Source organism: Seonamhaeicola sediminis (genome assembly GCF_004358095.2).
Taxonomy (GTDB): Bacteria; Bacteroidota; Bacteroidia; order Flavobacteriales; family Flavobacteriaceae; genus Seonamhaeicola; species Seonamhaeicola sediminis.
Genome location: NZ_SMZJ02000003.1, coordinates 123,612 through 137,547, shown reverse-complemented (window position 1 = coordinate 137,547; position 13,936 = coordinate 123,612). Strand labels below are relative to the sequence as shown.

Genomic DNA, 13,936 nt, shown 5'->3' with positions numbered 1-13,936 from the left:
AGAAAAGCATATTAAACCGACTCTACTTTATTTCTGGCTGTATGTTTGTCTTTGGGCTTGCGGTAATGCTAAAGCTTTTTAGTATCCAATTTGTTGATGGTGAAAAGTATAAGGCACTTGCAGAAAAGCGAGTTGTAAAAGATGTTGTTATTCCTGCAAATAGAGGGAATGTGTATTCGGCTAATGGTAATTTATTGGCTACGTCAATACCTAAATATGATATTAGAATTGATGCTTTAACCTCGTCTAGTAAGAATTTTAGTGAGTGTTTGAAACCCTTATCTGATTCACTTGCTAAGTTTACAGGAAAGACTTCTAATTATTATCAAAGAGAATTACAAAAAGCCAGAAAAAACAAGAACAGGTATTATTTGTTAGCTAGAAATATTGGGTATTCAGACTATGTAAGAATTCGAAATTTTCCGTTGTTAAACCTTGGTGCTTTTAAAGGAGGGTTGATAGTTGAACAAGTAGAGAAGAGAGAACGCCCTATGGGGGGGATTGCACAAAGAACAATTGGATATGAAAGAGAGGATGAGAATGGAAATGTGACTCGGCCAGGAATTGATGGTGCCTTTGGAGTAAAGTATTTAAGAGGTGTAGATGGTAAAAGAAAAATGCAACGTATTGGAAAGGGGCAGTGGAAACCTTTAAGTGATGCCAATGAAATTGAGCCAAAAGATGGCTATGATATTTATACAACTATTGATGTGAATATTCAGGATATAGCGCATCATGCTCTATTGAAACAGTTGGAAACTTATAATGCAGAACATGGTTGTGTAGTTGTTATGGAAGTTAAAACTGGAGAAATAAGAGCTATATCAAACTTAGGTAGAACTAGTAAAGGAACCTATTACGAAAAGTTAAATTATGCGGTAGGTGAAAGTCATGAACCGGGTTCTACATTTAAATTGATGGCTTTAGCTGCGGCACTTGAAGATAAAGTGATAGACACAAGTGATGTGGTGGATACAGAAAAGGGTGTATTAACTTTCTATGGAAAGAAAGTAAGAGATTCAAAATGGGGTGGTTACGGTAAAATTTCTGTGTCGGAGGCCTTTGAGGTGTCCTCAAACACCGGAATAGTAAAAGCTATTCATAATGCTTACAAAGATAAACCTGAAAAGTTTGTGGATAGGCTGTACGCTATGAATTTAGATGATACACTTCAAATTCCAATCATAGGAGAGGCTAAACCAATTATTCCAGATCCTAGAATTAAAAATGGAAAATGGAGCGGTATCGCTCTGCAATGGATGTCATATGGTTACGGAGTTAGATTGACGCCTTTACAATCACTAACATTTTACAATGCTATTGCTAATAATGGCGAAATGGTGAGACCACGTTTTTTAAAAGAAGTTAAAGAATTTGGTAAAACAATAGAAGTCTTCGATAAGGAAATTATCAACAATCAGGTGTGTTCAAAAGAAACCATAAAAAAGTTACAGCAGTTACTTAAAAATGTGGTGGAAAAGAAGCATGGTACAGGACATAGATTGTATTCTGAAAACTTTTCTATGGCTGGTAAAACTGGAACAGCTCAAACGGAGTATTGGATGGAAGATTGGACTGAAAATAAACGTTACATATCTTCTTTTACTGGGTATTTCCCTGCTGATGAACCTAAGTACTCTTGTATAGTTGTTATACATAAACCAGATACAAATGTGGGGTACTATGGTGCAGATGTATCTGGACCAGTATTTAAAAGAATTGCTCAAAAAATATTTACAGATACTCCTTTAGTTGATGAGGTGCAAATGTTGGAAGTTAAAAAAGCTTCTGTTGAAAAGGAGTATGAAGATTATTACAGTTTGGCTCAAACTTATAAAACCATTATGCCAAATGTAATTGGCTTGCCAGCAATGGATGCTATGGCGCTTTTAGAAAATATGGATGTGAAGTTGAGAGTGAAACTAAATGGTAGTGGAACTATAACAAAGCAGTCTGTTGAAAAAAGTGTAAAACTAAAAAATAATCAAACCGTCGTTTTAAACGCTTCATGAAAGTATTAAAAGACATATTGTATAAAGTTTCTATCAATGCAGTTGTAGGTAATACAAATGTTGCTATAAATGCTATTCATTTTGATTCAAGAAAGGTTGAAGAAAATGATCTTTTTGTGGCTATTAGTGGTACTGTGGTTGATGGACATGATTATATAAAAAATGCTATTGAGCAGAAAGCTACGGCTATTATTTGTGAAGAACTTCCGCAGGTTTTAGTTGAAGGAGTGACTTATGTTGAGGTTGATAACTCAAATAGAGCCTTAGCCTTTTTAGCATCTAATTTTTATGGAGCGCCATCTGAAAATTTAAAGCTTATAGGTGTTACTGGAACTAACGGTAAGACCACTGTTACAAGTTTGTTGTATCAGCTGTTTAAAAACGCTGGGTACAAAGTGGGTTTATTATCAACAGTAAAAATTTTAGTAGATGATAAAGCGTATAAAGCAACACATACCACACCAGATTCATTAACAATCAATAAATATTTAAAGGAAATGAATGATGAAGGTGTTGAGTTTTGTTTCATGGAGGCTAGCTCTCACGGAATTCATCAATACAGAACTGAAGGTCTTCATTTTGAAGGTGGCGTTTTTACTAATTTATCGCATGATCATTTAGATTATCATAACACGTTTGCAGAGTATAGAGACGTTAAAAAATCATTTTTTGATAATCTGCCAAAAAAGGCTTTTGCGCTTGTAAATATTGATGATAAAAATGGCTTGGTGATGTTACAAAATACCCAAGCTAGAAAATTCACTTACGCACTAAAAAGTTATGCTGATTATAAAGTTCAAATTCTAGAAAATCAATTAGGAGGTTTGCTTCTCAAAGTTGATGACAATGAAGTTTGGACTAAGTTAATTGGGAATTTTAACGCTTATAATGTATTGGCAATTTATGCTACTGCAGAATTATTAGGGCTTGAGAAGTTTGAAATTTTAAGGTTGATTTCTGGATTGGAAAGTGTTAGTGGGCGATTTCAATATTTAATTTCAGATGAGAAAATTACGGCTATTGTAGATTATGCGCATACGCCTGATGCTCTTAAAAATGTATTAGAAACCATTAATAGTATTCGCACTAAAAATGAGGAATTAATAACAGTTGTAGGTTGTGGAGGCGATAGAGATAAAACTAAACGCCCCAAAATGGGTCATATAGCAACCCAGTTAAGCACCAAGGTGATTTTCACAAGTGATAATCCCAGGAGTGAGGAGCCAGAGGCTATTTTAAAGGATATTGAAGCTGGAGTAGAACCTCAGAATTATAAAAAATCATTAACCATTGTAGATAGGGCACAGGCTATTAAAACCGCTTGTCAGTTAGCGCAGCCAAACGATATCATTTTAATAGCCGGAAAAGGGCATGAAACTTATCAAGAAATTAAAGGAGAACGATTTGATTTTGATGATTATAAAACCGTTCAAAAGTTTTTAAAACAATTGCAAAAATAGAAATGTCATCCTAAGCGCAGTCTAAGGATTAAGAATTAAGATATGTTATATTACCTATTTGAATATTTAGAAAAACAATTTCAATTTCCAGGAGCAACACTGTTTAGTTACATTACGTTTAGGGCTGCTTTTGCAATGATTTTGTCGCTTCTAATTTCTACAATTTATGGTAAAAGAATCATTCGCTTTTTACAAAGAAAGCAGTTGGGTGAGACCATTAGAGATTTAGGGTTAGAAGGTCAAGTAGAAAAAGCGGGAACGCCAACTATGGGTGGTGTTATTATAATTCTATCTACTTTAATACCGGTTCTTTTACTTTCAAAATTAGAGAATATATACATCATTCTTTTAATAGTTACAACGCTTTGGATGGGGGTTATTGGTTTTATTGATGATTATATTAAGAAGTTTAAAAATAACAAAGAAGGCTTAAAGGGGCGTTTTAAGGTTATTGGTCAAGTAGGCTTGGGATTAATAGTGGGGCTTACGTTATATTTTCATCAAGATGTGGTAATTAAGGAGAAACTGCCTGTAGCAGAACAACAACAGATTCTGGAGGCTAATCCTGATGCCAAAGAATCGGCATTTTTTAAGCCCGAGGAAAAATCTACTAAAACAACCATTCCTTTTGTAAAAAAGAATGAGTTTGATTATGCCGACTTAATCACTTGGATTCATCCTGATTTAAAAGACTATGCATGGGTGATTTTTATTCTTGTTGCTATTTTCATAATCACAGCTGTTTCAAATGGCGCAAACTTAACCGATGGAATTGATGGTTTAGCAGCTGGTACATCGGCTATAATTGTATTGACTCTGGGTATTTTCGCTTACGTATCTAGTAATATCATTTTTTCACAATACCTAGATATTATGTATATCCCAAAGGTTGAAGAGATTACTATTTATATAACGGCTTTTGTTGGTGCTTTAATTGGGTTTTTGTGGTACAATACGTATCCAGCTCAAGTATTTATGGGTGATACGGGGAGTTTAACTATAGGCGGAATTATAGCTGTAATAGCTATAGCAGTAAGAAAAGAATGGCTTATTCCAGTATTGTGCGGCATCTTTTTAGCAGAAAATTTATCGGTGGTTATGCAGGTAAGTTGGTTTAAATATACCAAGAAGAAATATGGCGAAGGACGTAGGATTTTCAAGATGTCACCCTTGCATCATCATTATCAAAAACTGGGGTATCACGAAAGTAAAATAGTGACCCGTTTTTGGATTATTGGAATACTACTAGCTATTCTTTCAATAGTAACATTGAAGATAAGATAAATGAAAAAACTTGTTGTTCTAGGCGGCGGAGAAAGTGGTGTTGGAACAGCACTTTTAGGAAAAGAAAAAGGGTATAGTGTTTTTGTTTCAGATAAAGGCACAATAAAAGAAAAATATAAAGAGGTTCTTATACATAATGAGATTGAATGGGAGGATAAAACACATTCAGTAGATAAAATTCTTGAAGCAGACCTAGTAATGAAAAGCCCTGGTATTCCTAATAAAGTGGCTTTAGTAAAACAAATTAGAGCTCAAGGAATCACAATAGTTTCAGAAATTGAATTTGCTTCTATGTTTACCAATGCTACTATTATAGGAATTACAGGTAGTAATGGAAAAACAACCACGGCCAGTTTAACGCATCATATTTTAAAACAGAAATTAAATGTTGGTTTAGCAGGTAATATTGGCAACAGTTTTGCGAAACAAGTATTAGAGGAAAATCATCCAAATTATGTATTGGAGATAAGTAGTTTTCAGTTGGATGATATTATTGCATTTAGACCCCACATTGCGGTTATTACTAATATAACCCCAGATCATTTAGATAGATATGATTATCAATTTGAAAACTATATTAAATCAAAATTTAGAATTGCAAAAAATCAAACAGAAGAAGATTATTTGATTTATGATGCTGATAACGAAGTGATTGTAAGTCATTTAAAAAATAACCCAGTTCAATCCACATTATTGCCGTTTTCAATAGAAAAACAAATTGAAAATGGAGCTTACTTAGATAACGACAATATAAAACTAACAGTAGATAACAAACAATTTATTATGCCAACAGCAAATTTAGCATTAGAGGGAAAACACAATATTAAAAACGCCATGGCTGCTTCTACAGTAGCCCATTTGTTAAAAATTAGAAAACAGACCATAAGAGAAAGTCTGGAAAATTTTCAAGGAGTTGAGCACCGTTTAGAAAATGTACTAAAAATTAATAAGGTACAGTATATAAATGACTCCAAGGCTACCAATGTAAATGCAACGTATTATGCATTAGAGAGTATGGATGCACCTACTGTCTGGATTGTTGGTGGAGTTGACAAAGGCAATAATTATGAAGAGTTATTTCCGTTTGTAAATGAAAAAGTTAAAGCTATCATTTGTTTAGGGGTTGACAATGAAAAGCTCCTGAAAACCTTTGGGAACATGGTAGACATTATTGTTGAAACGCAGTTTATGAGTGAGGCGGTTAAAATAGCTTATAAAATAGCTGATTCTGGTGATAGCGTGTTGTTATCTCCAGCGTGTGCAAGTTTCGATTTGTTTGAAAGTTATGAAGATAGAGGGCGTCAATTCAAAAATGCCGTACGTAATTTATAAGTAAGTGCAAACACTATTTAAAAACATAAAGGGAGATCGTTTAATATGGGCAATAGTTGCGTTATTGGCAATACTATCCTTTTTGCCTGTTTATAGTGCTGCTAGTAATTTAGCCTACAAGGGTGGTGGTAGTAATACTTTTACGTTTTTTGTAAAGCACTTTATGCACTTGTTTTTAGGCTTTGCTATCATGTATGGTGTGCATAAAATTCCTTACCGATATTTTAGAGGATTATCTCTTATTATGATTCCGGTTGTATTGGTTTTATTAGGGGTAACCATGTTGCAGGGTACTGTTATTGAAGGAGCTAATGCAAGTAGATGGATTCAAATACCCTTTGTGGGTATGTCTTTTCAAACATCAACCTTAGCGTCTGTGGTTTTAATGGTTTATTTGGCAAGATATTTATCAAAAATAAAAGATAAAAATATAACCTTTAAAGAATCTATTTTACCGCTTTGGATACCTGTTTTTTTGGTGTTGGGAATGATTTTGCCTTCAAACTTTTCAACTACGGCTATAATATTTCTAATGGTGTCTATTTTGGCTTTTCTAGGAGGCTACCCTATTCGCTATTTAGTTGTGATAATAGGTTCAGGATTATTATTGTTAGTTATGTTTGTTTTAGTAGCTAAGGCATTCCCAGAAGTTATGCCAAACAGAGTAGATACGTGGATAAGTAGAGTTGAAAGCTTTTCAAATGGAGAAGATACTGAGGCTGATTATCAAATTGAAAAAGCTAAGGTGGCCATCGCATCTGGTGAAATATGGGGTTTAGGCCCTGGAAAGAGCAGGCAAAAAAACTTTTTACCACAATCGTCTTCAGATTTCATATTTGCAATTATCATTGAAGAATACGGTTTGTTAGGTGGCGTAACCATCATGTTTTTGTATATGTGGTTGTTGTTTAGAATTGTAATCGCGGCACAAAAGTCAGATACAGTTTTTGGAAAGCTACTGGTTTTAGGGGTTGGTTTACCAATAGTGTTTCAGGCATTAATAAATATGGCGGTAGCAGTTGAGTTGTTTCCGGTTACAGGGCAAACACTGCCATTAATTAGTAGTGGAGGGACTTCTATTTGGATGACCTGTTTAGCAATTGGAATTATTTTAAGCGTTAGTGCTAAAAGAGAGGAAATAAAAGAACAAGAAAATATAGAAGAAAATCCGTTGGAAATTCTATCAGAAACTATTTAATGAGTAATTATAAAATAATATTGTCTGGAGGAGGCACAGGAGGTCATATTTATCCTGCTATTGCCATTGCCAATGAGTTAAAATCTCGTTACCCAAATGCTGAGTTTTTATTTGTGGGTGCGAAAGATAGAATGGAAATGGAAAAAGTACCTCAAGAAGGATATGATATTAAAGGGCTTTGGATTTCAGGCATTCAACGTAGTTTGACATTAAAAAATTTATCATTTCCTTTTAAAGTCATTAGTAGCCTTTGGAAAGCTCGTAAAATCATAAAATCGTTTAATCCTGATATTGCCATAGGAACAGGTGGTTTTGCGAGTGGGCCATTGTTATATGTAGCGGCTTCAAAAAAAATTCCAACCTTAATACAAGAACAAAATTCTTACCCTGGAATCACCAATAAACTATTGGCAAAAAAGGCACGAAAAATATGTGTAGCTTATGATGATTTAGAGCGATTCTTTCCAAAGAAAAAAATTATAAAAACAGGTAATCCAGTACGTCAAGATTTACTAAATATTGAAGCCAAAATGGTTGAAGCCAAAAATCATTTCAACTTAAAACACGGTAAATATACATTATTGGTTTTGGGAGGGAGTTTGGGTGCCAGAAGAATAAATGAATTAATAGAAAAGGAACTGGATTTTTTTGATACTCAAAATGTTCAAATTATATGGCAATGTGGCAAATTGTACTATCAGCAATATAAAATTTACAACCACACCAATAACGTTCAGGTTTATGAGTTTTTAAACGATATGGGATCTGCTTATGCAGCGGCAGATATAATTATTTCAAGAGCTGGAGCGAGTTCAGTATCTGAACTATGTATAGTAGGTAAGCCAGTTATTTTTATACCATCTCCCAATGTTGCAGAAGACCATCAAACCAAAAACGCTATGGCCATTGTTAGTGCCAAAGCAGCTATGATTATCAAAGAAGAAGATTTAGAGGTAGATTTTAAAAATAAGTTTTCGCAATTAATTGCATCACAAGAAAAACAAAAAGAATTGGGGGAGAATATAAAACAATTAGCGTTGGTCAATGCAACAAAAGATATTGCAGACGAAGTAGAGAAACTGTTGAAAAAAGAATGAATATAGAGAATATACATAACATCTATTTTGTTGGCATTGGAGGTATTGGAATGAGTGCTTTGGCTAGATATTTTAAAGCAAATAATAAACAAGTTTTTGGGTATGATAAAACCCCAACTGAAATTACTGATGCCTTAATTGATTTGGATATAGATGTTAATTTTAAAGATTCCTTAGAAAATATACCATTGGAGTTTTTAAAACCAGAAAACACTTTAGTGGTTTATACACCAGCTATTCCTAAAAATCATTCACAGTTAAACTATTTTAAAAACAATCAATTTAAGGTATTAAAAAGATCTGAGGTTTTAGGTTTGATTACAGATAATACATTTTGTTTGGCAGTAGCTGGAACACACGGTAAAACAACAACATCTAGTATTCTTGGGCATTTGTTATATGAGTGTGGTGTTGAAGTTACTGCTTTTTTAGGAGGTGTTACTGAGAATTATAATTCTAATTTGATTTTAAAAGGAAGCAAAGTTTCAGTAGTTGAAGCTGATGAATTCGATAGGTCGTTTTTAACCCTTTCGCCCAATATAGCTTGTATCACTTCCATGGATGCAGATCATTTAGATATTTATGGAGAAGCTAGTGCTTTAAGGGATTCTTTTGTAGCATTTACAAAAAAAATTAAACCTAATGGGAAATTGTTTGTTAAAAATGGATTGCCAATAGAAGGTATTACCTATGGTCTTGAAGATGATTCCAATTATTCTGTTAAAAATATAAAAATACAAAATGGCACTTATGTTTTTGATGTTAAGACACCAAAAACAGTGTTGAAAAATATACACTTTAACCTACCTGGTAGACATAATTTGTCGAATGCATTAATAGCCTTGGCGATGGCTGTGGAGTATGGTTGCCCTCACCATCAGCTCGCTAAGGCTTTAGCATCCTTTAAAGGAGTGAAAAGACGATTTACATATCAAATAAAAACTGAGAATTTAGTTTTTATAGATGATTATGCACATCATCCAGAAGAAATTAATTCTGTACATCAAGCGGTGCGAGAAATGTATCCTAACAGACAAGTGTTGGCTATTTTTCAGCCACATTTATTTAGTAGAACAAGAGATTTTGCAGATGAATTTGCTCAAAGCTTGTCTCAGTTTGATGAACTGTTATTATTAGATATATATCCTGCAAGAGAGTTGCCTATTGAGGGTATTAGTTCTGCTTGGTTATTAGGTAAAATAAAGAATAAGAACAAGGAGTTAGTTAGTAAAGATTTACTGCTTGAAAAAATACATCAAAGTAATGCCCAAATTATATTAACTATAGGGGCAGGTGATATTGGAGAGGAAGTTCAAAAAATTAAAAAAGGATTGAGTGTTGCGAGTTAACTGGAGTTACATAAAAATGCTTGTTTTATCCGTTGTGGTAATCTTTTTATATGCCTTTTCAACTCATAGAAATGATGTTAGAAAAGTGTCAAAACCAAAAGTAGAGTTTGTTGGTGAAAACAGCTTGTTTGTAACCCGTGATAATGTTAGTAAATTGTTAATACAAAATAGTGAAAGCTTTAAAAATGTGCCAAAAGAAGCTTTAGATTTGAATGAATTAGAGAAAGCCCTGAAATCTAATCCAATGATTAAATCTGCTGAGGTGTATGTAGCTGTGAATGGTACGCTTAATGCCAAAGTTGAACAAAAAACACCTGTTGCAAGAGTGTGTGCAAACGCATCCTATTATATTGATGCAGAGGGTTCTTTTATGCCTTTATCTAGTAATTATTCTGCTAGAGTGCCATTGGTTACCGGTTATGTTGAGAAAAATAATTTAAAAAATGTCTATACAATAGCCAGGGAAATTCAAAAAGATGACTTTTTAAAAAAGCATGTTGTTGAGATCCATCAAAGCTTAGATAAAGATATTTTTTTGAAGCTTAGGCAGTGTAAATTTATTGTGCAATTGGGAGGTGTAAATTTGTTGGATAAAAAAATCAATAATTTAAAAGCATTTTATTTAAAGACTACAAATGAAGGTACACTTAATGATTATAGCAAGGTCAATTTACAGTTTGATAACCAAGTAGTTTGTAGTAGATAAAATGAAGTGGCTTTGTTAGCATATTAAACTAAGTGTCTTAAGCAAGAATTGAATGAATATTGAAGTGTAAAAATCTCAATTATTGAGTAAAAAGTAAACTATGGAACATAATTTATCAGTAGGATTAGACATAGGAACCACGAAGATTGTGGCCATGATTGGTCGTAAAAACGAGTTCGGTAAGCTTGAGATTTTAGGAATTGGAAAATCTAAGAGTTTGGGTGTACACCGTGGGGTGGTTAATAATATAACTCAAACCATTCAGTCTATTCAACAAGCAGTACAAGAAGCCGAAGCTGCTGCCGATATTAAAATAGAAGATGTAACTGTTGGGATAGCAGGTCAGCATATTCGTAGTTTACAACACAGTGATTACATAACCAGACCAAATTCTGAAACTGTCATTGATGATGATGATATTGATAGATTGGTTAATCAAGTTCATAAACTTGTTATGTTACCTGGTGAAGAGATTATTCATGTGTTACCTCAGGAATATAAAGTAGATGGGCAAGCCGAAATAAAAGAACCAATTGGGATGTATGGTGGGCGATTAGAAGCCAACTTTCATGTGGTGGTTGGTCAAGTATCATCAATCCGAAATATAGGTAGATGTGTTCAAAGTGCGGGTTTAAACTTAGAGGGTATTACTCTAGAACCTTTAGCCTCTGCAAATGCTGTTTTAAGTCAGGAAGAAAAAGAAGCCGGTGTGGCATTGATAGATATAGGTGGCGGAACTACCGATTTAGCCATTTTTAGAGACGGTATTATTCGTCATACGGCTGTAATACCGTTTGGAGGAAACGTGATTACAGAAGATATAAAAGAAGGTTGTTCTATTATAGAAAAACAGGCCGAACTTCTTAAAATTAAATTTGGTTCTGCATGGCCAGGAGAAAATAAGGATAATGAAATTGTATCCATTCCAGGTTTGCGAGGTAGAGAGCCAAAAGAGATAACCCTCAAAAACCTGTCAAAAATAATACATGCTCGTGTTGTGGAAATTGTTGAACAGGTTTATGTGGAAATAAAAAACTACGGACACGAAGAACAAAAGAAAAAGCTTATAGCAGGGATTGTTTTAACAGGAGGTGGTAGCCAACTAAAACATTTAAAGCAGTTAGTTGAATATATCACAGGAATGGATACTAGAATAGGTTATCCTAATGAGCATTTAGCAGGTGATAGTGATGAAGATATCACGAGCCCGCTATTTGCAACAGCAGTTGGTTTGGTTTTAGATGGGTTGAAGCGTCAGGAAAGAAAAAAAGTTGAGGCACAAGCTGAACAAATAACTGAAGAAAACCAACCAGAAACAATTAAAGAAGAACCAAAAAAGGAACGTAGATCGTTTTTAGATAAATTAACCGATAGAGTTAAAGATTTTCTAGACAACGCAGAATAATATATTTCATTGAATAAAAAATAGTACAAAAACCCCAGAAAAAAAGAATTTATGAGCAGCAACAAAGAATTCGAAAGCATCGCATTTGATTTACCCAAAAACCAATCAAATGTTATTAAGGTCATCGGTGTTGGCGGCGGAGGAAGTAATGCAATAAACCACATGTTTCAACAAGGCATAAAAGGTGTAGATTTTTATGTGTGTAATACCGATGCTCAAGCACTTCAAAATAGTGGTGTGCCTAACAAAATACAATTGGGCGTAAACTTAACCGAAGGTTTAGGAGCTGGTGCGAATCCTGATGTGGGAGAACAAGCGGCAGTTGAAAGCTTTGAGGAAATTTCCAGAATGTTAGACTCTAACACTAAAATGGTATTTATCACAGCCGGAATGGGGGGTGGTACAGGTACAGGAGCTGCACCAATTATTGCTAAAATGGCTAAAGATTTAGATATTTTAACAGTTGGTATTGTTACTATGCCATTTCAATTTGAAGGTAGAATGCGCTTGGAGCAGTCCCAAAAAGGGATTGAAAAAATAAGAAATGTTGTAGACTCTTTAATAGTGATAAATAATAATAAACTTCGTGAAGTTTACGGAAACCTTGGTTTTAAAGCTGGTTTCTCTAAGGCAGACGAAGTCTTATCTACTGCTGCTCGTGGTATTGCTGAGGTTATTACACATCACTATACTCAAAATATCGATTTGCGCGATGCTAAAACTGTGTTGAGTAATAGCGGAACGGCTATTATGGGGTCTGCAGTGGCATCTGGTCAAAATAGAGCACAAGACGCTATCAGAAAAGCTTTAGATTCACCATTATTAAACGATAATAAAATTACTGGTGCTAAAAATGTACTGTTGCTAATAGTTTCTGGTTCACATGAAATTACTATTGATGAAATAGGTGAGATTAATGACCATATTCAAGATGAGGCTGGTCATGGGGCAAATATAATAATGGGTGTTGGTGAAGATGAATCTTTGGAGGAATCCATTGCTGTTACTATTATTGCTACAGGTTTCAATATAGAGCAGCAGGATGAAATTTCTAATACAGAAACTAAAAAAGTTATTCATTCTTTAACCTCAGAAGACCAAGATTTAAGTCCACAAGAAAAAGAACCAGTTATAATAGCACCCGTAATTGAATTAGAAAAAAAGGAGGAATCACCAATTGTTCGTCATACCTTGGATTTAGATAGCGAGGAAGAACAAGTACCTGCAGTTAAAAATGCCCCTGAAGATATAGATTTGATTTCTACTTCAAAGGATATTAAAAACATTAACGTGGTTTACGAAGAGGTTAAGGCAAACATTGAAGAGGAAGAAGATTTTATTATAAAGCCAGTGACAAAAATGGCTACTGATGTAGATGATATAAACGGTATTGAAGTTGATTCTGACACCTTTGAGGAGGAACAACAAATTACCTTGACTTTTGATTTACCGCTTTCAAATAATAAGGAAAATGAAAAAGAGAATGAAGAGGATATTATTTCTTTCGATTTAAATGATGATATTAAAGATATTTCTGTTAATGATTACACAGAACTTATAACAGTAACAGAAACCAATGAAGATTCAGATGTTCGTTATACACTTGAAGAGTACGTTGAGGTAGAGTCATCAATGAACCAAAAGCAATCACAAGAAGTTCTTGAAGAAGTTGATGATGACATTGTATTTGAGAAAAAGGTTGTACATGAAAATGTTGTAGAAGAAGAAATAGAGGAAGAAATTGACCCTATGAACAGCCCAATTTCAGAATTGCTCAAAGAACGAGCTGCTGAGCGAAGACGTAAAATGAAAGACTTTAACTATAAATTCAATAATGCCAAAATTGATGATATAGAAAAAGTCCCCGCATACAAGCGTCAAGGTGTAGATTTAACAGATGCTAAACATTCTTCTGAAACGGATATATCTAGAACCAGTGTAGGTTTAGATGATAACGATGATATTCAACTAAGAAGTAATAATTCTTTTCTGCATGATAATGTAGATTGATGATTGGACTAACTCATGTTTTAAACCCGAAAAGAATTTGTGCCTTTTCGGGTTTATAATTTTAATTAAGGTAGTTAATTTTT

Annotated in this window: 10 protein-coding genes; all 10 read left to right on the top strand. The window is 34.0% G+C overall.

Annotation, left to right across the window (positions count from 1 at the left end):
- Positions 1-41: 41 nt before the first annotated feature.
- Positions 42-2,012, top strand: a complete 1,971-nt coding sequence (locus E1J38_RS05210; protein WP_133356327.1) for a PASTA domain-containing penicillin-binding protein — start codon at positions 42-44, stop codon at positions 2,010-2,012.
- Positions 2,009-3,472 carry a UDP-N-acetylmuramoyl-L-alanyl-D-glutamate--2,6-diaminopimelate ligase gene (locus tag E1J38_RS05205; RefSeq protein ID WP_133356114.1) on the top strand — a complete coding sequence of 488 codons (1,464 nt, stop codon included), beginning with the start codon at positions 2,009-2,011 and terminating at the stop codon, positions 3,470-3,472. The genes E1J38_RS05210 and E1J38_RS05205 overlap by 4 nt, the downstream gene beginning before the upstream one ends.
- A 42-nt stretch (positions 3,473-3,514) precedes the next feature.
- Complete coding sequence (mraY, locus tag E1J38_RS05200) at positions 3,515-4,756, top strand: phospho-N-acetylmuramoyl-pentapeptide-transferase (RefSeq protein WP_133356113.1); 1,242 nt, start codon at positions 3,515-3,517, stop codon at positions 4,754-4,756.
- Entirely contained in the window at positions 4,757-6,088 is a 1,332-nt protein-coding gene (gene murD / locus E1J38_RS05195) for a UDP-N-acetylmuramoyl-L-alanine--D-glutamate ligase (protein ID WP_133356112.1), read from the top strand.
- A 4-nt stretch (positions 6,089-6,092) separates the two neighbouring features.
- Positions 6,093-7,286, top strand: coding sequence for an FtsW/RodA/SpoVE family cell cycle protein (locus E1J38_RS05190; protein WP_133356111.1), 1,194 nt, complete (start codon positions 6,093-6,095; stop codon positions 7,284-7,286).
- Positions 7,286-8,383 carry an undecaprenyldiphospho-muramoylpentapeptide beta-N-acetylglucosaminyltransferase gene (gene murG, locus E1J38_RS05185; protein WP_133356110.1) on the top strand — a complete coding sequence of 366 codons (1,098 nt, stop codon included), beginning with the start codon at positions 7,286-7,288 and terminating at the stop codon, positions 8,381-8,383. The genes E1J38_RS05190 and murG overlap by 1 nt, the downstream gene beginning before the upstream one ends.
- Positions 8,380-9,732, top strand: a complete 1,353-nt coding sequence (gene murC, locus E1J38_RS05180; protein WP_133356109.1) for a UDP-N-acetylmuramate--L-alanine ligase — start codon at positions 8,380-8,382, stop codon at positions 9,730-9,732. Before murG ends, murC begins: the two co-directional genes overlap by 4 nt.
- 16 nt (positions 9,733-9,748) lie before the next feature.
- Positions 9,749-10,438: a cell division protein FtsQ/DivIB gene (locus E1J38_RS05175; RefSeq protein ID WP_369407150.1), complete on the top strand. Its 690-nt coding sequence runs from the start codon at positions 9,749-9,751 to the stop codon at positions 10,436-10,438.
- A gap of 100 nt (positions 10,439-10,538) precedes the next feature.
- The gene (gene ftsA / locus E1J38_RS05170; protein WP_133356108.1) at positions 10,539-11,843 is read left to right on the top strand and encodes a cell division protein FtsA; all 1,305 of its coding nucleotides are present in this window, start codon (positions 10,539-10,541) and stop codon (positions 11,841-11,843) included.
- Positions 11,844-11,894: 51 nt separating this feature from the next.
- Positions 11,895-13,853, top strand: coding sequence for a cell division protein FtsZ (gene ftsZ / locus E1J38_RS05165; protein ID WP_133356107.1), 1,959 nt, complete (start codon positions 11,895-11,897; stop codon positions 13,851-13,853).
- Positions 13,854-13,936: the final 83 nt, after the last annotated feature.

Bases quoted from the DNA above. Each gene is read 5' to 3' on its own strand.
- E1J38_RS05210 (WP_133356327.1), top strand. From the start codon at position 42: ATGTTTGTCTTTGGGCTTGCGGTAATGCTAAAGCTTTTTAGTATCCAA.
- E1J38_RS05205 (WP_133356114.1), top strand. From the start codon at position 2,009: ATGAAAGTATTAAAAGACATATTGTATAAAGTTTCTATCAATGCAGTT.
- mraY (WP_133356113.1), top strand. From the start codon at position 3,515: ATGTTATATTACCTATTTGAATATTTAGAAAAACAATTTCAATTTCCA.
- murD (WP_133356112.1), top strand. From the start codon at position 4,757: ATGAAAAAACTTGTTGTTCTAGGCGGCGGAGAAAGTGGTGTTGGAACA.
- murG (WP_133356110.1), top strand. From the start codon at position 7,286: ATGAGTAATTATAAAATAATATTGTCTGGAGGAGGCACAGGAGGTCAT.
- murC (WP_133356109.1), top strand. From the start codon at position 8,380: ATGAATATAGAGAATATACATAACATCTATTTTGTTGGCATTGGAGGT.
- E1J38_RS05175 (WP_369407150.1), top strand. From the start codon at position 9,749: ATGCTTGTTTTATCCGTTGTGGTAATCTTTTTATATGCCTTTTCAACT.
- ftsA (WP_133356108.1), top strand. From the start codon at position 10,539: ATGGAACATAATTTATCAGTAGGATTAGACATAGGAACCACGAAGATT.
- ftsZ (WP_133356107.1), top strand. From the start codon at position 11,895: ATGAGCAGCAACAAAGAATTCGAAAGCATCGCATTTGATTTACCCAAA.